This is a genomic window from Pseudomonas sp. SDO5271_S396 (assembly GCF_054071795.1).
On record NZ_JBSVWB010000001.1, the window covers coordinates 44,497 to 65,577 of the forward strand.

The window sequence follows — 21,081 nt, forward strand, 5'->3', positions numbered from 1 at the left end:
CGAGCAGAAAGACAATGCACGGTTTTTATGGGGCTATTCCTGGCGGGAATGGCAACACTAATGGCAATATTATGGCACCGCGCCGCACCCGCACCGTCGCCCTGCCCTTCGTGATTTTCAAGGAATGAACCCCTCATGAAACAAGCGGTTGTCGTCATACATGGCATCGGCGAACAGCGCCCGATGGATACCCTGCACAGCTTCGTCGAGGCGATGATCCCGACCGATTCCCCTGGCGAAAAACCCTTCTACTGGAGCAAGCCCGACCGGCTGTCGCGCAATTTCGACCTGCGCGTGCTGAAATCGGCGGGACGCAACACCACCGACTTCTACGAATACTATTGGGCCCACAAGATGCAGGGCACCAAGGTCGGCCACTTGCTGGGCTGGCTGTGGGACATTTTCAAGCGCCCGCGCCGGGACATTCCCGAGGCCATCGTGCCGATCTGGCGCACCACCCGCTGGACCGTGATCGCACTCCTGCTCCTGGTGGTCAGTGGCACCCTGGCCACAGCGTGGGGCCGGTTCGAACACAACGACAACCCGTTCGCCCTGATTCCATTGGTGCTCGGCGCCATCGGCCTGGGGCTGCGCTATTCCGCGCTGTCCTATCTGGGCGACGCCGCACGCTATCTCAGCCCCAACCCGCAGAACGTCATGGTGCGTGAGCAAATCCGCGCCGATGGCGTCGCGTTGCTGCGCGCCCTGCACAGCAAGGGCGACTACGACCGCATCATCGTGGTCGGCCACAGCCTCGGCAGCGTGATTGCCTACGACATCGTCGGTTACCTGTGGCACGAGCACCATGACCAACTGACCAAGGTAATTCCCAGTAACCGCGAACTGGCTGCCCGTCACGCCAACCACGAACCGCTGCAACCGGTGGTCAAGCAGGCGCTGCCCGAGGCCGGGTTGGCGCTGGATGGCAGCCTGGGCCGCACCCTGGCGTTTCGCGAGCAGCAGGCCGAAGCCTTCAACGAACAACGCGGCCTGGGCAACCCGTGGCGTATCACCGACCTGGTCACGGTGGGCAGCCCGATGGCCCATGCCAGCCTGTTGTTGGGCCGCAGTGTCAGTGACTTCAAGCAGCGCATCGAACGTCGCGAAGCCCCGGCCTGCCCGCCCACTGAAGACGACAAAGGCTACGGCTACAACGCCCGCCAGCCGGTGATGTTGGGCGAACGGCCCTACACCCCGCAGTACCTGCACCACGCGGCGGCCTTTGCGGTCACACGCTGGACCAACCTGTACTTCCCCGCGCCCTACGGGCTGTTCGGCGATATCGTCAGCGGTCCGGTCCAGCCGGTGATGGGCCTGGGCGTCCTGGACCTGCCGGTCACCGTGAGCAAATGGAACGGCTGGCTGGCCCGTTCCTGGCTCAGCCATACCCAATACTGGAGCGAGCGCCACGGTGCCCGCGGTTACCTCGATCAACTGACCCGCGACGAACATGCCATTCGCCAGGGCTTGCGCCCTTCAGCCACCGAAGCCCTGCGCTGGGCAGTCGACCTCAAAGGGCTGCGCCGCTTCCGCTCGGCGCCTGCCAAAGAACCGGTGGCGGAGGCCGAAGCCAGCGCATGACCGGCCTGCCCGCAGATTTCATCTTGGATCCGCGCAGAATCGATTAACGTCGCCCACCGTGCCTGACTGTTTCAGCACCGCATGCCGCTCCTGCCATGGAGCGGTGGCGTCACTGCACACAGGATTTATCGGATGATCCACCGCCTTGCCCAGATTTTCAGTGACTCCAGCCATGGAGTCCGCTCCCGATTGTTTGGCCTCTATGGCGTACTGATCGCCCTCAACATCGGCGCCTGGCTCTGGGCGCTGGTGGCGTTCCACACGCATCCGGTGCTGCTGGGCACCGCCCTGCTCGCCTACAGCTTCGGCTTGCGCCATGCGGTGGATGCCGATCACATCGCGGCCATCGACAACGCCACGCGCAAGCTGATGCAAGAACGCAAGCGCCCGGTGGCCGTGGGTTTCTTCTTTTCCCTGGGGCACTCCTCAGTGGTGGTGCTGGCTTCCATTGGTGTGGCGCTTGCCGCTGCGACCCTCAAAGACCATTTCGAAGGATTCAAAGCCGTGGGTGGGGTGATCGGCACCTCGGTATCGGCGCTGTTTCTATGGGTGATCGCGCTGATGAATCTGGTGATTTTGCGCTCGATCTACAAGGCGTGGCGTCATGTGCGCCAGGGCGGCGCTTATGGGGACGATGATTTCGACCTGCTGCTGGCCGAGCGTGGCGTGCTGGCGCGGCTGTTTCGCCCGCTGTTTCGCCTGGTCAGCCGCAGCTGGCACCTGTACCCGCTGGGTTTTCTGTTCGGCCTGGGTTTCGATACCGCCACCGAAATCGCCCTGCTGGGCATTTCCGCCACACAAGCCGCCCAGGGCCTGTCCCCATGGTCGATCATGGTGTTCCCGCTGCTGTTCAGCGCCGGCATGTCATTGGTGGACACGCTGGACGGACACCTGATGCTTGGGGCATACGGGTGGGCGTACATGAAGCCGATCCGCAAGCTCTACTACAACCTGAGCATCACCCTGGTGTCCGTGGTGGTGGCGGTGATTATCGGCAGCATCGAAGCCCTGGGCCTGATCGGCGACCAGTTGGAACTCAAGGGCGATTTCTGGCGTTTTATCGGCAGCCTCAACGACAGTTTCGGCTTGCTGGGCTACCTCATCATCGGAATCTTCGTCGCCAGTTGGGCCGCGTCGGTGCTGCTGTATCGCCTGAAGGGTTTTGATCGGATCGAAGTCGCCTAACCCCGGCACTGCGTGTCTCCTGAAACACCCGCCGAGCCTTAGAAATCCACCGTCGCCGAGACCTTGACCGTGCGCGGTTCGCCCTGGGTCAGGTAGTTGTTGGCGGTCGAGGCCGAGGCCCAGTACGCCTTGTTTGCCACGTTCTCGACGTTGGCGCGCAGGGTGATGTACTTGTCATCGGCCTTGAAGCCATAACGGGCACCGAGGTCGACGCGGGTCCAGGCCGGGATGTTCAGGGTGTTGGTGGCATTCACGTATTCGCCGCCAGTGCGCAGCAGGCGGCCGCTGAGTGCAGCGCCCTGGAGGCCCGGCACGTCCCAATCGGCGCCGACGTTGAACTGGAAGCGCGGCACGCCCGCCGCGCTATTGCCGTCGGTAAGGCCATTGGAGGTTTTCTTCAACTCGGTGTGCATCCAGGTGGCCCCGGCCAGCAAGCGCAGGCCATCGATGGGTTCACCGAAGACATTGAGTTCCACGCCTTTGTTGATTTGCTCGCCATCGACACTGAAGGTATTGGTGCCATTCGGGTTGCGGTTGGTCGCACTGCTCGGCTGCTCGATACGGTACACACCCAGGGTCGCACCGTAGCTCTCCCAATCCAGCTTCACACCGGCCTCGGTCTGCTTGCTGCGGTTGGGCGCAAACACTTCGCCGGGGTTAGTGACGTTGTTCAGCGGCGCCGTCGGCCCCTGGGCCAACCCCTCGATACGGTTGGCGTAGAACGAAACATGCTCCCACGGCTTGATCACCAGGCCGTACACCGGTGTGGTGATCGACTCGGCATAGTTGGCGTTGCGCGCTCCCGTGGTGGTGTTCCAGCCATCCACCTCGATGGTCTGACGCCGTACGCCCAGGGTTAGCAAGACGCGATCATCAATGAACCCGAGCGTATCGGAAACCGCTGCGCTCTTGATGCGGTTTTTGCCGACGATGCGCGGGTCGTGAATATCGCTGCCGAAGTAAGTCACGGTCGGACGCGGGATCTGCGTCGGGTTGTACAGGTTGCCCGGGCGGCGGTTGGCTTGCAGGATCGCCTCGAACGCCGAACGCTGCTCGCCCCAGATCCCGGATAAACCGAAATTGACCTGGTGCGTGACCGGCCCCGTATCGAAGTGCCCATTCAACCCGGCCATGGCGCTCTTGTTGTCTTCATCATGGGGCGAGTAGAGAAACCCGACACGCCCTGCGCCATCGTTGCCCACGTACAGCGACGAATACTGGCCGTTTTCCCGCGTGTGTTTGGCGCCGCCGCCCAGGTAGGCCGTCCAGTTTTCATTGAGGTCGTATTCGGCGTTGAACATGCCGTAGGTGTCTTCCAGCTCCGACCAGCTCCAGTCCTGCGCGTAGTTATGCTTGGCCGACGGCGCCTTCGGCACTTGGGTACCGTTGGGGTAAACCACGGAGCGACCGTTGTTGATGCGCTCTTTCTGGTAGCCGAAATCGGTGGAAAGACGCAGGTTGTCACCGCGGTAGTCCAGAGCGACGGCGATCAGCTGCGAGCTTTTGAATTCATCGTCGATGGCCGTGTCGCCGCCATGTCGGGCCAGGTTGACCCGGGCACCGAAGCGGTTGTCTTCGCCAAAACGCTGGCCCAGGTCGATATGGCCGCCGGTCTGGCCGTCGCTGGTGGTGTCGAGGGTCACGCTGCGGGTGGCGATGTCTTCGGCACGCTTGGGCACCAGATTGACGCTGCCGCCAATACCGGTGCCTGCCGGCGAGACGCCGTTGACGAAGGCGTTGGGCCCCTTGAACAGCTCGACACGCTCCAGCGCCTCGGTGGTGATGATCTGCCGGGGCAACACGCCGTACAGGCCGTTGAAGGCGATATCGTCGGTGCTCAGCGGCAGGCCGCGAATGGTGAACACCTGGGAAAAGTTGCCAAACCCTGAGGACTGACGCACCGACGCATCGTTGAGCAGTACGTCACCCACGGTGCGCGCCTGCTGGTCGGCGATGGTCTTGGACGTGTAGCTGACCACGCTGAACGGCACGTCATTGATCGAGCGATTCCCCAGCACGCCGAGACGCGCCGAGCGCGCCACCTGACCACCGCCGTAGGTGTCGGCCTGCGCCCCGCCCGCCTCGCCGCTGATCATCGTCGCGCCCAACTGCACGGCGTCGCCACTGGCCTGGGGCACCACGGTGTAGCCCGTGCCGCCGGTACTTTGCACGGTGTAGCCGCTGCCTTGCAGCAACTGGGCGAACCCGGCTTCTGCGGTGAAGTTGCCGTGCAACCCGGGGCTTTGCTGGTCATTGAGCAGGCGCGAGTCGAACGACAATGGCACCCCCGACAGCGCAGCGAACTGCGCCAGTACATTGCCCAATGCACCCGCCTCGATGTTGTAGCTGCGCGCAGCGCTGGCAGACGCCGCGTCTGCCGCCACCGCGCTGTGCAACGGTGCGAGGGCGGCCAGGGCGACAGCCAGGCTCAGGGCCTTGAAGGGGCGGTTGGGGTGCGGGGTGGAGATCATGGGCATACCTGTCGACGCGCTGCAAAGTTGAGGGTTCTCCCCCTACACCGCACGACCACGGAAAAGGTATCAGGTAAAGGTGAAAAAATTTCAGCGCGGCTCGACGGTCACCCAGTAGCCGGTCAGGCTGCTGACTTTCACCGGCAGGGTTTGCTGCAACAGGCGCAGGCTGGCGTCGGTGTCGCGCAACGGGAACGCTCCGGAAACGCTCAGCCCCGCCACGCTGGCATGGCAGCGCAACACGCCGGAACGGTAACGGCCCAGCTCGTCGAGCAGCGTCGCCAGGGGCATGTGCTGGGCCAGCAGCATGCCGTTTTCCCAAGTGACCGCGCTCATATCCAGCGGTTCTACCGGCGCCACGTCGTTCCAATCGAATGCACCCTGCTCGCCGGCCTTGAGGATCACCCCGTGGCCTCCCTGCTCCGGCAGCATTTGCACCGCGCCTTCAAGCACTGCGACACGGCTGCGCTGCTCGCCCACCCGCACGCTGAAATGCGTGCCCAGCGCACGGGCGGTGCCGTGGCGGGTCTGCACGATAAACGGGCGATGCACGGCGGCCGGATCCTTGGCGGTGGTGATCATCACCTCGCCTTGCAGCAGTTCGACGCGCCGTAGCTGGTCGGTGAAGGCGATATTCAACGAACTGTGGGTATTGATCAGCAGGTGCGTGCCGTCGGGCAAGGTCAGTTGGCGTTGTTCGCCGACGGCGGTGTGCTGGTCGGCGGTCCAGTTCTGCCAGGGCTTTTGCCGATACGCAAGCCACGTCGCGGGCCCGGCCAGCAGCAACAGCCCGAGGGCCTGGCGCCGACCCAGGGACTTTTTGCGGCCGATGCGCTTGAGCGTGTCGCCGGCAATCGCGCCCGGCACGCTGTTGAAATCGCCGAGAATCGCTTCGGCACGCTGCCACGCCTGGGCATGTTGGGCACTGCGCCCCTGCCATTGGGCGATGGCGCGGCGGTCTTCCTCGGTGGCGCTGCCGGACTGCAACTGCACCATCCAGTCGGCGGCTTCGCCGAGGATCAGCGGGTCGATGGACGGGTTCATGCCACGCTCAGGCAAGCAAGGAACGCATCGCGCATGTAACGCTTGACCGACACCAGCGACACCTTCAATTCATCGGCGATCTGCTGATAGGTCAGGCCGTCGATCTGCGACATCAGGAAGGCGGTGCGGGTTTTCTCCGGCAGGTCCCGCAGCATGGCCTCGATGCGGTACAGCGCTTCGAGGATCAGCCAGCGGGTTTCGGGCGACGGCACCTCCTGCTCGGGCAAGTGGGCGATGGTTTCCAGGTAGGCACGCTCGACTTCCTGGCGGCGCCAGCTGTCGATCATCAGGCCCTTGGCGATATGGGTAAGCAACGCACGGGGTTCACTGCCGTAACCGGCGCCCTGCTGGCGGGTCAACAGACGCATGAAGGTGTCATGGGCCAGGTCGGCGGCATCGCTGGCATTGCCCAGCTTGCGGTCGAGCCAACGGTAGAGCCATCCGTGGTGTTCGCAGTACAGGTCCTGGATAGGCAGATTGAGCGAAGACGACATGCAAATCACCGGGCGCCAGGCACCAATGCCGAGCAGTAATTAAGAATTGATCGCATTCTAATCTGCCCGGGGGGACGCTGGCAATTTAGTCGTTCGACGTCTCTTCATCCCCGTAATACTTGACCCCCAGGCGAATGATGTCGCGCCCCTGCTCCTTGCGATGATGGTTGGTATCACGCAACGAATAGATGCAGCCGCAATACTCCTGCTGGTAAAACCGCTCGCGCTTGCTGATCTCGATCATGCGCGACGAACCGCCGCCCTTGCGCCAGTTGTAGTCCCAGTAGGTGATACCGGGATACTTCTGCGCGCTGCGGATGCCGCTGTCGGTGATTTGCTGCATGTCCTTCCAGCGGGAAATCCCCAGCGAACTGGAGATCACGCTGAAGCCGTGCTCATAGGCATACAGCGCGGTGCGCTCAAAGCGCATGTCGAAGCACATGGTGCAGCGCACGCCGCGCTCGGGCTCGTGCTCCATGCCCTTGGCGCGGGCGAACCAGTTATCGGTGTCGTAGTCCGCATCGATGAACGGCACGTTGTGTTCTTCGGCAAACCGAATGTTTTCGTCCTTGCGCAGCAGGTACTCGCGCTCGGGGTGAATATTGGGGTTGTAGAAGAAGATCGTGTAGTCGATGCCGGACGCGGTGATCGCTTCCATCACCTCGCCGGAACACGGCGCACAGCAGGAATGCAGCAGGAGTTTGTCGGCGCCTTCGGGCAGTGTGAGTGTCGGCGGTTGACGGGGAACATAGCGGCCTTTTCGAAAGTTCATCTGGAAATGCAAGCGACATTGTCGATACCCGCTCCAGCCGAGACAAACTCATTTCATTCCAGATGATCACAAGATTCGCTCACGTTGCCGTCAGGTGCACATAGAACGCGTGAAACATGAAATATGCGCATCCGGCCAGTGCCAAGCCCATGCAGCGGTTGAACAGGGTGAACGCCGACTGCCCGGTGATGCGCCGTCCGAGCAACGCGCCCAACAACGCATAGACCCACGGCGCGCCGAAGGCACCGAGCGCCAACAAGGCGGAAACCCCGGCGATGGACGCTCCGGTGATATGCGCCGCCGGCAGCATCACGCTGGTGATCGGCAGCACCGCCATGATGCCCTTGGGGTTGAGCAACTGGATGACCAGGCCGTTCCAGAAGGTAAGGCTCTGGGTGGGTGTCGTGGACGCAGTCTCATCCACCACCGTGCGAGCGGTGAACACCTGGTAGGCGAGGTACAGGGTGTACAGCCCTCCCACCAGGGAGATGTAAGGCAACGCCGCCTGGGAAACGATCGCCTCGCCGGTGTAGCCGAACAGCACGAACAACATCAGCATCGCGCAACCGACGCCGATGAAGAACCCGGTGGAACGACGGAACTTGCCGGTGAGCCCGGCATTGAGGCCCATGAAGTTGACTGGGCCCGGGCTGTACATGACGCTGAACGCGTAGAGGAAGATGTCCATGGCTGACCTGCTGTAGAAGAAGTGCAGCGAGTCTAATGAGGCGGGTCCCAGGCATTCTTGTACGTTTGTGGTCGCCGTGGCTGGCAACGCGCGTGACATTACGCCTACCATGTCATGCATCACAGCCTCAGATAGTGCCCCATGATCAAAGCTAGTCTGCGTAGTCACTTGACCTTGTGGTTTGCCGGCGTGTCGCTGCTCACGCTGTTGATCGTGGGGTTTTATGTAGGGCATATCGCCACGGAACAGGCCAAGCAGGCGAGCGGCAATGCCCTGCTCAACACCGCGCGTTCCAGCGCGGCCCTACTGGCGGTGCAACTGCGTGAACGCCAGTTGGAAGTCTCGCTGCTGAGCAAGGCGCCGCTGTTTCGCCAAGGCAACCTCGACGCGCCCGACATCATGACCCTGATGCAATTGCGCACCCAATCGCGCGCCGAATACGCCTGGATGGGCGTAGCCGACGCCGAGGGTCGCGTGCGCCAGGCGGTGAATGGCCTGCTGGTCAACCAGTCGGTGCAACAACGCCCGTGGTTCCAGGCCGGATTGCGCGGCGAATACACCGGCGATCCCCATGAGGCAGTGTTGTTGGCCAAGCTGCTGCCCGGCGCGGCCAATGGCGAGCCGCTGCGTTTCATCGACTTCGCCGCGCCGATCCGCAATGCCAAGGGCGAGATCATCGGCGTGCTGGGCGCCCATGCGCACTGGAGCTGGGTCACGCAAATCGTCAAGGCCGCCGTGATGCAAAAAGATGCCGCGCCCAACCTGGAAGCGCTGATCATCGACTTCGATGGCAGGGTGCTCTACCCCGAGGTGCTGGCCGGCCAGCAAATGCCCAAGGACAGCCTCGACACACCTTCCGGCTGGTCCACCGGCGACGGCTACGTCAGCGCCTCGGTGGCGGTGCCGAGCCCGTCCAATGCCAACCTTGCCTGGTACATCGTGGTGCGCCAGCCGCTGGACATCGCCCTGCAACCGGCGCGAGGGCTGCTGTACAAACTGCTGGTACTGGGCGTGCTGGCTGCCATCGTCTTTACCCTGGTGGCGTACTACCTGGCGCTGACCCTGAGCAAGCCCATCGAGCGGTTGGCCCGGTCTGCCAAACAGGTGCAGGAGCAAAAGCCCGGGGCGGTGTTTCCCCAGGAACATGCGGTATGGGAAATTGCCCAGTTGGGCCAGTCCATCAGCAGCATGACCCAGTCGCTGCTCACCAAGGAGCGCGAGCTGCAAGAGGCCAACGCCTCCCTGGAAGCCACCGTGGCCCAACGCACCGCCGACCTCACCCGCGCCAATGCCGAGCTGTTGAAACTGGCCACTCACGACGCCCTGACCGGGGTCTACAACCGTCGTCGCTTCGATGAAAAACTCGCCGAGAACAGCCTGCTGTTTCAGCGCACCGGCCGTACGTTTGCGCTGTTGCTGATCGATGCCGACTACTTCAAGCGGATCAACGACACCTACGGTCACGCCGTCGGTGACGACGTGCTGTGCCAACTCGCCGCGCTGATCGAAAACACCACCCGCGCCACCGACTTCGTCGCCCGTTACGGCGGTGAAGAATTCGCGGTGCTGCTGCCCGAAGTCGAAGAACCGGACAGCCCCGAAGTGGTCGCCGAGAAAATCCGCGCCGCCGTCGCCGCGGCGTCATTCCCCACCGTGGGGCACGTCACCGTAAGTATCGGCGTGGGCGTCGCCCAACCGTCGGACCGTGACTCCTCGGCGCTGCTCAAACGCGCCGACATGCAGCTGTACCAGGCCAAGGGTGCGGGCAGGAACCGGGTCGCGTAAAAACACGACCCCGGGGTTTTGCTTATCACTGAAATATCCGCCGGCGTCTGTATCGGACCGCCGCCGCTTTCCATAATCAGGCTTCCTCATCGACCCGGGAAGCCTGTCCATGCATCCATTGACGGTTCTGCTGGCACACCTCGCAGCGCTTGTATTCACTTTGCTCGGCATCGGCAGCCTGGCGTGGTTGTTGGCGAGTGTGGGGCGGCTGGTGTTTTGACGCAAAGTCTATTGCCCCGGCAACGCCCTCTGGCTCAACACACAACCACTGTGGTGAGCAGGCTTGTCCTGCGCTGAGAGCGATCAATAGTCATACTCAGCAGATAGCATCGAACTCCGGGCAGCAAAATCCGCCCACTAACCTTTCGATTCGATCCAAGTGCGGGCACAATGCGTGTCCTTTTTTGGCAGGCACCGCCGCAGGCTCTCAAAAATGATCAAAACGCCGTATTACCTCATCGATAAACAGAAGCTTCTGGTCAACATGCAGAAGATTGCCTACGTGCGCGAACACTCCGGCGCCAAGGCTCTGCTGGCGCTCAAGTGCTTTGCCACCTGGTCGGTGTTCGACCTGATGCAGCAATACATGGACGGCACCACCTCGTCCTCGCTGTATGAGCTCAAGCTCGGCCGCCAGAAGTTCGAAGGCGAGGCGCACGCCTACAGCGTGGCCTGGGCCGACGATGAAATCGAAGAGATGCTGGATAACTGCGACAAGATCATCTTCAACTCCATCAGCCAGTTGCAGCGTTTTGCCGAACGCAGCGAAGGCAAGACCCGCGGCCTGCGCGTGAACCCGCAGGTGAGCAGTTCCGACTACCTGCTGGCCGACCCGGCGCGCCCGTTCAGCCGTCTGGGCGAATGGGACCCGGTGAAGATCGAAGGCGTGATCGATCAGATTTCCGGCTTCATGTTCCACAACAACTGCGAGAACGGCGACTTCAGCCTGTTCGACAAAATGCTTGGCGTGATTGAAGAACGCTTCGGCGCGCTGCTGCACAAGGTCCAGTGGGTCAGCCTCGGCGGCGGCATCCACTTCACCGGTGAAGACTATGCGGTGGACGCATTCTGCGCCCGCTTGAAGGCGTTCTCCGAAAAGTACGGCGTGCAGGTCTACCTGGAACCCGGCGAAGCGGCGATCACCAACAGTGCTTCCCTGGAAGTGACCGTGCTCGACACCCTCTACAACGGCAAGAACCTCGCCGTGGTAGACAGCTCCATCGAAGCCCACTTGCTGGACCTGCTGATCTATCGCCTCAACGCCAAGCTGGCGCCGAGCGATGGCGAACACACCTATATGGTGTGCGGCAAATCCTGCCTGGCCGGGGACATCTTCGGCGAGTACCAATTCGATCGTCCGCTGGCCATCGGCGATCGGCTGTCGTTCATCGACACCGCAGGCTACACCATGGTCAAGAAAAACTGGTTCAACGGCCTGAAAATGCCGTCCATCGTAGTGAAACAACTCGACGGTACTGTCGAGGTGGTTCGTGAATTTGGTTACGAAGACTACCTGTCCAGCCTGTCCTGAGGCCGGCCAGATAAAGGAGAGATAAAGCAATTGAAAAAGAACGTTCTTATCATTGGTGCAGGAGGTGTCGCCAAGGTGGTGGCCCACAAGTGCGCGCAGCACAACGACGAACTCGGTCGTATTGCTATCGCGTCGCGCAACATCTCCAAATGCCAGGCCATCATCGACAGCGTCAAGGCCAAGGGAGCCTTTAAAGTTCCCGCCGACATCAAGGCCTACACGCTGAACGCCCTGGACGTGGAAGCGACCAAGGCCCTGATCCGCGAGACCGAATCGCAGATCGTCATCAACGTGGGTTCCGCGTTCCTCAACATGTCGGTCCTGCGGGCCTGCATCGACACAGGCGTTGCGTACCTCGACACCGCCATCCACGAAGAGCCGGGCAAGGTCTGCGAGACCCCGCCGTGGTACGGCAACTACGAATGGAACCACCTGGAAGAGTGCAAGCAGAAGAACATCACGGCCATCCTTGGCGTGGGCTTCGACCCGGGTGTGGTCAACGCGTATGCCGCGCTGGCAGCACAACAGCATTTCGACCGCATTGATTCGATCGACATTCTCGACGTCAATGCCGGCTCCCATGGCAAATATTTCGCCACCAATTTCGATCCGGAAATCAACTTCCGCGAATTTACCGGGCAGGTGTGGAGCTGGCAGAACAGCCAGTGGACCAGCAGCACCATGTTCGAAGTCAAGCGCACCGATGACCTGCCGGTGGTCGGTTCGCAGAATCTCTACCTCACCGGCCACGATGAAGTGCACTCGCTGTCGAAAAACCTCGACGTGCCCAACGTGCGTTTCTGGATGAGCTTCGGCGAGCACTACATCAATGTGTTCACCGTGCTGAACAACCTCGGCCTGCTCTCCGAAAAGCCGGTCACCACCGCCGAAGGCCTGGAAGTCGTGCCGTTGAAACTGGTCAAGGCCGTGCTGCCCGACCCGTCTTCACTGGCCCCGGGCTACACCGGCAAGACCTGCATCGGCGACCTGGTCAAGGGCACCAAGGACGGCCAGCCGCGCGAGGTGTTCATCTACAACGTGGCCGACCACGAAGAAGCCTTCGCCGAGACCGACAGCCAGGGCATTTCCTACACCGCAGGCGTTCCACCCGTGGCCGCTGCGCTGCTGGTTGCCCGTGGCGAGTGGGATGTGTCGCGCATGGTCAACGTCGAGGAACTGCCGGCCGAGCCGTTCCTCAAGGCGCTGGATGTGATGGGCCTGCCGACCCGTATCAAGGACGAGCACGGTGATCGTGCGTGGGATGCGACTGCCTGATAGGCGCTCGCTGACCGAACAAAAAAATGCGCCTCCAGGGGCGCATTTTTTGTAGCGCGGTTGATCGTTCCCACGCTCCCGCGTGGGAACGCAGCCCTGGACGCTCCGCGTTCACTCTTAAAGGTCGTGACGCAGAGCGTCACAGGAGGCATTCCCACGCTGAGCGTAGGAACGATCTGCTTCCTGCGTCGGTTACTCCAGGTTCCGCGCCGAATTGCTCAGCGCTCTTGAACACTGCAACAACGCCGGCGCCAACTGCCGCTCGGCATCCGCCCTGCTCCACCGGCTGGTGGGCGCCACCACATGCACCGCCGCCACCGGCCTGCCATTGGCACCCAGCACCGGCGCGCCGATGGTCATGTCACCCAGGAACAGCTCCTGGCCGTTCACCGCATAACCCTGCTCGCGCACCCGTTGCAATGACTCCAGAATCCTGTCGACTTCCGTCAGCGTCTGGCTGGTATGGGCAACCCGTTGGCTGTGCTCGATCAATACCAGCGCCTCCTCCTGCGGCAACGCGCTCAGATACGCCCGGCCTGATGCGGTGCAGTACATCGGCACCCGCGAGCCGATCGGCATGTGTACCGGCACGAACCCTGAGCTGACGAATCGCGCGATATAGGTCATGTCATAGCCCGCCGGCTCGGTCAGGCACGAGGTCTCGCCTGTCAACCGCGTCAACTCCGACAGGAACGGGTTGGCCACCTCGATCAACGAATGCGCATCCAGGTAACTGAAGCCCAGTTCCAGCACATGCGGGGTGAGTTGGTAATGCCGTGTGCGCGGGTGTTTCCGAAGGTAACCCAGGCTTTCGAGGGTAAACACCATGCGCTGGGCCGAACTTTTGGTCATGCCCGCGGCCTCGGCCACCTCTGCAAGGCTCATGCTGCGGCGCTGTGCGCTGAATGCCTTGAGCACCGACAGGCCTTTTTCCAGGGATTGGTTGTGCAGACTGTTGCGTTCTTCAGACATGGCGGACTCGCGGTCAGGTCGATCAAGCGTGGCGATATTTCTACCGCAAATCACAAAAACAGGCCACAAAATATCGCATATCGATACGAATGGTTCATTTTGTCGATTTTCTATAGCGATATACGATTCATATCAATCGCAATGGCACAGAGCTTGCGGTTTCATCCGCAGCCGCTTGCGCTACTGACTTTCCGTTTTCCTTCTGGAGTAACCCGATGAACAGTCTTTCGCCCTTGTTTCGCCGCCTTGCCTTCGCCCTGTGCGCCACGCTGTGTGCCACTGCCGTGCACGCCGAGGGTGCGTCTTCGTACAAAGTCGGTGCAACGGCCAGTGGTTCGCCGTTCACCTTCCTCGACATCAAGAGCAACAGCATCCAGGGTGTAATGGTCGACGTGGCCGAGGCCGTGGGCAAGGCCGGCGGCTTCACCAGCCAGATCGAGCAGACCAATTTCGCCGCGCTGATCCCCTCCCTCACCTCCGGCAAGCTGGATTTCATTTCGGCCGGCATGCTCAAGACCGAAGAGCGCACCAAAGTCGTCGACTTCAGCGCCCCGGTGTATGCCTACGGTGAAGGGCTGATCGTCAACGCCGACGACAACGCCGCCTACCCGGATCTCACGCCGTTGAAAGACCAAGTGGTCGGTGTGCAGGCCGGCACCATCTTTTATGACCAGCTCAACAAGCTCGGCATCTTCAAGGAAATCCGCACCTACGACTCCATCGGCGAGATGGTTCGCGACCTGTCCCTGGGGCGTATCAAGGCCGCCGTAGGCGACCAGCCGGTGGTGGCGTACCAGATTCGCCAGAAGCTGTTCAAAGGCGTGAAGCTTGCCCCTGACTACAAGCCCGCCAACGTCGGCGAAGTGTGCCTGGTGGTGCGCAAGGGCGACACGCAAACCCTGGAACGCCTGAACAGCGCCATCGCCAGCATCAAGGCCGACGGCACCCTGGACAGCATCCTCAAGAAATGGGGGCTCGATGCCCAGGTGCGCCCATGAACCTGAGTGAGTTCCTGCAAAACGCCCAGGACTTCCTGCCTATTTTGCTGCAAGGCGCCTGGGTGACGATCCAGATCACCGTGCTGTCGTTCCTGCTCAGCAGTGCCATCGGCCTGGTGCTGGCGTTGCTCAAGCTGTCGCCGATCCGTGCGTTGTCGTGGGTGGCCAGCACCATCATCAATGTGATCCGTGGCCTGCCGATCATCGTGCAGTTGTTCTACATCTACTTCGTGCTGCCGGACATGGGTGTACACCTCACCGCGTTTTATGCCGGTGTGATCGGCATGGGCATCGCCTATTCGGCGTACCAGGCCGAGAACTTTCGCACCGGCATCATCGCCGTCGAACAGGGCCAGCGCGAAGCCGCCGAGGCCCTGGGCATGCGCTCGGTACTGATGATGCGCCGGGTGATCCTGCCCCAGGCGTTTCGCATCGCCCTGCCGCCCTACGGCAACACACTGGTGATGATGCTCAAGGACTCGTCCCTGGTGTCGACCATCACCGTGGCCGAGATGACCCGCCAGGGCCAACTGATCGCCTCGTCGACCTTCCAGAACATGACCGTCTACACCATGGTCGCCCTGCTCTACCTGTTGATGAGCCTGCCGCTGGTGTATGCCCTGCGCCGCATGGAACAGCACCTGAGCCGGAGGAAAAAAGCATGATCGAGATTCGCCAACTGCAAAAACATTACGGCAGCCACCGCGTGCTGCATGGCGTCGACCTCGACGTGGCCAAAGGCGAGGTGGTGTGTCTGATCGGTCCCTCGGGCTCGGGCAAGTCCACCCTGCTGCGCTGCATCAATGCGCTGGAAGCCTACGACGGTGGCAGCATCACCGCGTTCGGCGAAACGGTGCAGCGCGCCAGCAAGAGCGTGCATGCCCTGCGCAGCCGCATGGGCATGGTGTTCCAGCGCTTCAACCTGTTCCCACACCGCACGGTGCTGGAAAACGTCATGGAAGGCCCGGTGTACGTCAAAGGCGAGTCGCCCAGGCAAGCTCGCGAAGAAGCCTTGGTGCTGCTGGAAAAAGTCGGTTTGAGCGCCAAGGCCGACGCCTACCCGGAACAACTCTCCGGCGGCCAGCAGCAACGCGTGGCCATTGCCCGCGCCCTGGCGATGAAACCCGAAGCCATGCTGTTCGACGAACCGACCTCGGCCCTCGACCCGGAGTTGGTCGGCGACGTGCTGGCGGTGATGCGCACCCTGGCCGATGAAGGCATGACCATGATCGTGGTCACCCACGAAATGGGCTTCGCCCGCGAAGTGGCCGACCGCGTGTGTTTCCTGCACGGCGGCTACATCGTCGAAAGCGGCCCGGCCGAGCAAGTGCTGGGCAACCCGCAGCAACCGCGCACCCAGGACTTCCTGCGCCGCGTGCTGCACCCCACTGGCGAAACGCGGAGCCTGTCATGACGTCATTGTGGTCAGCGACCGCGCCGGCGGCGGTGCCGACGCCCGCGTTGAGCGAATCGATAAACGTGGATGTGGCCATCGTCGGCGCCGGCTATACCGGCCTGTCCACCGCGCTGCACCTGGCCGAGCGCGGCGTAAACGTATGTGTGCTGGAAGCCAATGAGCCGGGCTGGGGCGCCTCGGGGCGCAATGGCGGACAGGTCAACCCCACACTCAAATACGACCCTGAACAACTGGTGCGCCTGTACGGGCCGGAACGCGCCGAGCCGTTGATTGCCACGGTGTCGAATTCGGCAGACCTGGTGTTCAACTTGATCGACAAGCACGGCATCGAATGCGCCCCGGTACGCAAAGGCTGGATGCAGGTGTCGTACAGCCAAAAAGGCGTGGCCGGGCTGCACGCCCGGGCCGATCAATGGGCCAAGCGCGGCGTGCCGGTGCAGCGCCTGGACGCCAGCGCCGTGGCTTCACGCATGGGCAGCACGGCCTTTGCCGGGGGTTGGCTGGATGGCCGCGCGGGGGCGATTCAACCGTTGGCGTATGCCCGTGGGTTGGTGGGTGCGGCGTTGACGGCGGGGGCTCGGATTCATGGGCAGAGCGCAGTGACCGACTTGCAGCGCCAGGGTTCGGGTTGGCAATTGACCACCGTCGGCGGCGCCCAGGTACGGGCCGATCAAGTGGTACTGGCCACCAATGGCTACAGCGGCAACCTATGGCCCGGCATGGCCCAGAGTATCCTGGCGGCCAACAGTTTTATCGTCGCCACCCGGCCATTGAGCGGACGCGCAGCCGACAGCATTTTGCCGGGACAGGAAACCGTTTCCACCGCACAAAGGTTGCTGCTGTATTTCCGCAAAGACAGCCATGGCCGCTTGCTGATGGGCGGGCGCGGGCTGTTCAACGACCCCGGCTCGCCCACGGATTTCGCCCATCTGGAGCGCTCGCTGGCGCTGCTGTTTCCCGAGCTGGGGCCGTTGGCATTCGAGTACCGCTGGGCCGGGCGTATCGCGATCACACGGGACTTCATGCCCCATGTGCACGAGCCCGCACCTGGGCTCACCCTGGCGCTGGGCTGTAATGGCCGGGGCATCGCGCTGTGCACCAGCCTGGGCCAGCAACTGGCTGGCAAGCTGTGCGACAGCCGCCCGACGTTTGCCTACCCGGTGACCCCGTTGCAGCGCCTGCCGATGCACGGGTTGCAGCGTTTTTACATCGGTGCCGGCGTGGCGTGGTACAGCTTGCTGGATCGGCTGTCCTTGTAGGCATTGTCGATTGCAGGGAATATTCAGCGGCGCTGAAACGTTATACCCGCGAATATTCCCCGCAAAATGCTCGCCCAAGGAAGAGAACCATGAAACACACCCTCGCTGTCGCCCTCCTGACCGCCCCGCTGCTGTGCACTGGCGTCGCCATGGCTGACACGCTCAGCCCCACCAAGACGTCCCACGAACAAGTCAGCGGCAGCATCTTCTCACGCCCCGACGCGGTCAAAGGCACCTTCGCCGGCGCTCCGACCGTTGACGTGGTGACCCACGAATCCGCAGACAAAGCCTTCCAGACCGGCATGTACAAATCCGGCCCGATGCGCGAAGAACTGGGCGCACCGGGCACGCCGTATGAAGAGTTCCTGTACTTCACTGCCGGCGGCGTAACCCTCACCTCCACCGACGGCAAGGTGATCACCGTCAAGGCCGGCGAGTCGGTGTCCATTCCCAAAGGCTGGACGGGAGTGTTCGAGACCAAGGGCTACGAAAAGATTTATGCGATTTACGATGCAGAGGCCACGAAGAAGTAACGCTCTAAAGAGGCGGTTACGCTTCAGGCGTGGCGCTGCAACCATTCCAGATAACGCGCCAGCACCTCCCCGGATAATTCGGACTCGTGAATGCCGCTGCCCCGTAAAAACATCCGGGTGTTGGTGCGATCCCACGCGTAGTTGCGCTGGTACAGCTCGAGGATGGTTTCACCGTGGTGCATATCATCCTTGAACATCCCCAGTAGCGGGTAAAGCAGTGATTCCAGGTCGTGCTCCCATAAGGCTACCCACTGTGCGTAAGGCACCACCGCCAGACGTCGCCCGTAATACCGGCCAACCCGCGCGCAAAACTGCTTGAGGCTCAGGTCAGTGCGCGCGGTCTGGCACAGGTTGAACTTCTTGCCCAAGGCTGCGGGTTGACGGGCAATGTGAGCGACGGCCCGGGACATGTAGTCAACGGTGGTCAAACCCTCGCGCATTTGATGCAGGTCCGGCACCGCGCCCTTATCAAGGCAGGTCTTGATAAACCGCCCCCACCATTGGTATTCGGCGCAGGCGCCGGTGCGGCTGTGACAAGTCGCATATCCCAGACGGAATGTCATCAAAGGCAATCCCTTGGCTGCCGCCAGATCAGCGATCTTTTCCATGACCCACTTGCTTTGCACGTACCCCAAGTCGTGCCGGATGGCCGGCAGGTTTTCATCGATGGAATCACCCTCGAACACACGGCGCTTGTGGGTGTAACGGTGCCCCCAACTGTAAATCGAGATGGTCGACATCAGCATCAAGGCCTTGGTCTTTCCGTCACCGCAAAAACGCAGGACACGCCTGAGGCCTTCGACGTTATCGGCCCTCATGTGCGAGTAATGCCGGATGAAATTGACCGCGCTGGCTGAATGCACAACCACGTCGATTGCCGTACAAAGCCACGCATAGGTCGCCGGTTCTATCCCCATGTTCGCCTTGGCCAGGTCACTGACACAAACCTGCACGCGTGCCCAGTCATCGGACCGTATCTGGACGTGATAGCGCTCGCTGATCTGCTGAAGCCGCGCCAGCCCGGCTGCCGGTGAGTCGCAACGGATTGGACAGTGGATCAGGGCCTCGCTGGTCTCAAGCAACTCCTTGAGCAGATGGATACCGACAAATCCGGTCGCGCCGGTCAGCAGGACGTGGGTGGGACAACTGAGTTGAGCATCGTCAAAATGGTCTGAAAACTCAGTGTCGGGGTCCAGGTACAGGTCTTTCTCGAATTCGCTCGCCGGCTGGATCCGCTCTTGCGCACCTGCCTGTGTGCGACGCCCAAGCTCGGCGGCCAGGTCTTTGAGCACGCCATGCTCATAGACATCGCGAACGGACACCGACAGCCCGAAGCGAGCGGATAACAGGTGGGCCATCTGCGCAACACGCAGTGAATGGCCGCCCACTTCAAGAAAACTGTCGTTCGGCGAAAACTCGGCATGGCCCAGCAGCTCGGACCAAGCCTGTGCAACCTCAAGCTGATGCTTGTCGGTAAATCGCTCAACGTCCAGGGACCCGGGTTTCTGATGCTTCAGCCTTTCAAGCAAGGCGACCTTGTCCGTCTTGCCATTGGCGTTACTCGGCAACACCTCCAGACAGACGTATTCGAACGGCACCATGTAATCCGGCAAGTCGGCCTCCAGGCTACGGCGCAGGTTGGCTGACAGCTGCATCGGGTGCAGTTTTCGACTGGTGGGCACGACAAACGCCACCAGCCGTTTTTCCGCCTGCGTCCCCTCGTCCACCACCACGACCGCAGCACTTCGAACAGCCGGTTCCTTGAGCAAACGCGCTTCAATCTCGCCGAGTTCAACACGGTAGCCGCGTATTTTGACTTGCCCATCGAGCCGGCCAAGGAACTGAAGGCTGCCATCCTCCAGCGTTCGGGCCTGATCGCCGCTGCGGTACAGGCGGCAACCAAGGGTTTCAGAATGGATGAAACGCTGCGCAGTCAGCTCAGGCGCCCCAAGGTAGCCACGTGCCAGGCAAGGGCCGGCGATACACAACTCGCCCACACCCCCCGCCGGAACTTCCTGCTGTTGCTCGTCGAGGATGTACACCTTGCAGGCACCTATGGGAAACCCGATGGTGTCAGGCCGTTTCAGTCGTTTGCTCTGCACGACGTGCGAGGTCACGAAAATCGTCGTTTCGGTGGGGCCATAACAATCCACCAGCCGATAAGGCAAATGCTCCAGCGCGACGGGATGCAGTTTCTCCCCGCAGGTGTAGAGGTATTCGAGTTTCAGACCGTCCGGTTGCGAGGCATTCACAACGTCGTAGATTCTTAACGTCGGTACAAAGGCATGGGTGATGTGATGGTTCACACAAAAGGCCAGGAACGCCGCACTGTTGAGCAGCGACTCTTCATCGAGCACAAACAGGCACGCACCCGCGATCAGGTTTGACCAGATCTCCGCCTGGCTCAGATCGAAACCCACCGCTGCCATCAACGTGGAACGGCTGAACGTGCCGATACCCAGATTGGCGTTGTGTACCCGCAGCAATTCGATCACCGAGCGATGTTCGATGACGACGCCCTTTGGATTCCCGGTAGTCCCGGAGGTAAAAATCACGTACATCACATCGCGAGGCGTGATCTCGACCGGCTGAAATACTGAAGCTTGCGGCGTGGCCAATAGTTCGTCGACGGAGACCAGGCGACAATCGGGCAGCGCGGCCTGATCATCGAACCGAGTTGAAAGCACCAGGGAGGCGCCACATTGCCGGGCAATATACTCCTTGCGGTTTTGCGGCAGTGCCCGGTCGAGCGGCACATAGGCGGCCCCGGTCTTGAGCACAGACAGCAGCGCGATGATCAAGGCCACCGAACGCTCGGCCTGCACCAGCACCAAGTCGCCGGGCCCGATCTGCATTCGCTGCAAATGCGCGGCTATGGTGCCGCTCTGACAGTCAAGCTCAGCGTAGGTGAGTTGCTGATCAAGGCCTACGACTGCCAGATGCTTTGGATTTTGAGCGACCTGCTGGCGAAACGCGTGCAGCACTGTAAGCGGCGACATTTCAGGATCCTCCTGACGAATAGCTCCTCGCCAACACACTGCGTGGCACGTTGAACCCCGTATTTTTCCTCGCACGC

Annotated in this window: 17 protein-coding genes; 10 read left to right on the forward strand and 7 right to left on the reverse strand. The window is 61.7% G+C overall.

Going from position 1 to position 21,081, the window contains the following annotated elements; genetic code table 11:
- Positions 1-135: 135 nt before the first annotated feature.
- Positions 136-1,581 carry a hypothetical protein gene (locus ACW9IN_RS00265; RefSeq protein ID WP_457363980.1) on the forward strand — a complete coding sequence of 482 codons (1,446 nt, stop codon included), beginning with the start codon at positions 136-138 and terminating at the stop codon, positions 1,579-1,581.
- 132 nt (positions 1,582-1,713) lie between these two features.
- Entirely contained in the window at positions 1,714-2,766 is a 1,053-nt protein-coding gene (locus tag ACW9IN_RS00270) for a HoxN/HupN/NixA family nickel/cobalt transporter (RefSeq protein WP_457363981.1), read from the forward strand.
- Between the two features lie 38 nt (positions 2,767-2,804).
- Here the strand turns inward: ACW9IN_RS00270 and ACW9IN_RS00275 are convergent, their stop codons facing one another.
- The 5 genes from ACW9IN_RS00275 to ACW9IN_RS00295 form a co-directional block, all read right to left on the reverse strand.
- Positions 2,805-5,237: a TonB-dependent siderophore receptor gene (locus ACW9IN_RS00275; protein ID WP_457363982.1), complete on the reverse strand. Its 2,433-nt coding sequence runs from the start codon at positions 5,235-5,237 to the stop codon at positions 2,805-2,807.
- A 90-nt stretch (positions 5,238-5,327) separates the two neighbouring features.
- On the reverse strand, positions 5,328-6,281 hold the full coding sequence (locus ACW9IN_RS00280) for a FecR domain-containing protein (protein ID WP_457363983.1): 954 nt from the start codon (positions 6,279-6,281) through the stop codon (positions 5,328-5,330).
- The gene (locus ACW9IN_RS00285; RefSeq protein WP_457363984.1) at positions 6,278-6,775 is read right to left on the reverse strand and encodes a sigma-70 family RNA polymerase sigma factor; all 498 of its coding nucleotides are present in this window, start codon (positions 6,773-6,775) and stop codon (positions 6,278-6,280) included. Before ACW9IN_RS00285 ends, ACW9IN_RS00280 begins: the two co-directional genes overlap by 4 nt.
- 85 nt (positions 6,776-6,860) lie before the next feature.
- On the reverse strand, positions 6,861-7,547 hold the full coding sequence (locus tag ACW9IN_RS00290; RefSeq protein ID WP_457363985.1) for an epoxyqueuosine reductase QueH: 687 nt from the start codon (positions 7,545-7,547) through the stop codon (positions 6,861-6,863).
- Positions 7,548-7,626: 79 nt separating this feature from the next.
- The gene (locus ACW9IN_RS00295) at positions 7,627-8,235 is read right to left on the reverse strand and encodes a LysE family translocator (protein ID WP_457363986.1); all 609 of its coding nucleotides are present in this window, start codon (positions 8,233-8,235) and stop codon (positions 7,627-7,629) included.
- 141 nt (positions 8,236-8,376) lie between these two features.
- Between ACW9IN_RS00295 and ACW9IN_RS00300 the strand changes: the two genes are divergently transcribed.
- From ACW9IN_RS00300 to ACW9IN_RS00310, 3 genes are all read left to right on the forward strand, one after another.
- Positions 8,377-10,020 (forward strand): sensor domain-containing diguanylate cyclase, encoded by a 1,644-nt coding sequence (locus tag ACW9IN_RS00300; RefSeq protein ID WP_457363987.1) that lies wholly within the window; start codon positions 8,377-8,379, stop codon positions 10,018-10,020.
- 433 nt (positions 10,021-10,453) lie between these two features.
- Positions 10,454-11,551, forward strand: a complete 1,098-nt coding sequence (locus ACW9IN_RS00305) for a carboxynorspermidine decarboxylase (protein WP_457363988.1) — start codon at positions 10,454-10,456, stop codon at positions 11,549-11,551.
- A 30-nt stretch (positions 11,552-11,581) separates the two neighbouring features.
- Complete coding sequence (locus ACW9IN_RS00310) at positions 11,582-12,826, forward strand: saccharopine dehydrogenase family protein (protein ID WP_457363989.1); 1,245 nt, start codon at positions 11,582-11,584, stop codon at positions 12,824-12,826.
- A gap of 192 nt (positions 12,827-13,018) precedes the next feature.
- Here the strand turns inward: ACW9IN_RS00310 and ACW9IN_RS00315 are convergent, their stop codons facing one another.
- Complete coding sequence (locus tag ACW9IN_RS00315; protein ID WP_457363990.1) at positions 13,019-13,798, reverse strand: IclR family transcriptional regulator; 780 nt, start codon at positions 13,796-13,798, stop codon at positions 13,019-13,021.
- A 215-nt stretch (positions 13,799-14,013) separates the two neighbouring features.
- Between ACW9IN_RS00315 and ACW9IN_RS00320 the strand changes: the two genes are divergently transcribed.
- From ACW9IN_RS00320 to ACW9IN_RS00340, 5 genes are all read left to right on the forward strand, one after another.
- Positions 14,014-14,796 (forward strand): ABC transporter substrate-binding protein, encoded by a 783-nt coding sequence (locus ACW9IN_RS00320; protein ID WP_457363991.1) that lies wholly within the window; start codon positions 14,014-14,016, stop codon positions 14,794-14,796.
- The gene (locus tag ACW9IN_RS00325) at positions 14,793-15,461 is read left to right on the forward strand and encodes an amino acid ABC transporter permease (RefSeq protein ID WP_457363992.1); all 669 of its coding nucleotides are present in this window, start codon (positions 14,793-14,795) and stop codon (positions 15,459-15,461) included. The genes ACW9IN_RS00320 and ACW9IN_RS00325 overlap by 4 nt, the downstream gene beginning before the upstream one ends.
- Positions 15,458-16,210 carry an amino acid ABC transporter ATP-binding protein gene (locus ACW9IN_RS00330; RefSeq protein WP_457363993.1) on the forward strand — a complete coding sequence of 251 codons (753 nt, stop codon included), beginning with the start codon at positions 15,458-15,460 and terminating at the stop codon, positions 16,208-16,210. Before ACW9IN_RS00325 ends, ACW9IN_RS00330 begins: the two co-directional genes overlap by 4 nt.
- A complete protein-coding gene (locus ACW9IN_RS00335; RefSeq protein WP_457363994.1) occupies positions 16,207-17,472 on the forward strand; it encodes an NAD(P)/FAD-dependent oxidoreductase in 1,266 nt (421 codons plus the stop codon). The genes ACW9IN_RS00330 and ACW9IN_RS00335 overlap by 4 nt, the downstream gene beginning before the upstream one ends.
- Before the next feature lie 89 nt (positions 17,473-17,561).
- Entirely contained in the window at positions 17,562-18,005 is a 444-nt protein-coding gene (locus ACW9IN_RS00340) for a cupin domain-containing protein (RefSeq protein ID WP_457363995.1), read from the forward strand.
- 23 nt (positions 18,006-18,028) lie between these two features.
- On the opposite strand, the gene ACW9IN_RS00345 is transcribed toward ACW9IN_RS00340, so the two are convergent.
- Positions 18,029-21,004 carry an amino acid adenylation domain-containing protein gene (locus ACW9IN_RS00345; RefSeq protein WP_457363996.1) on the reverse strand — a complete coding sequence of 992 codons (2,976 nt, stop codon included), beginning with the start codon at positions 21,002-21,004 and terminating at the stop codon, positions 18,029-18,031.
- Positions 21,005-21,081 lie beyond the last annotated feature (77 nt).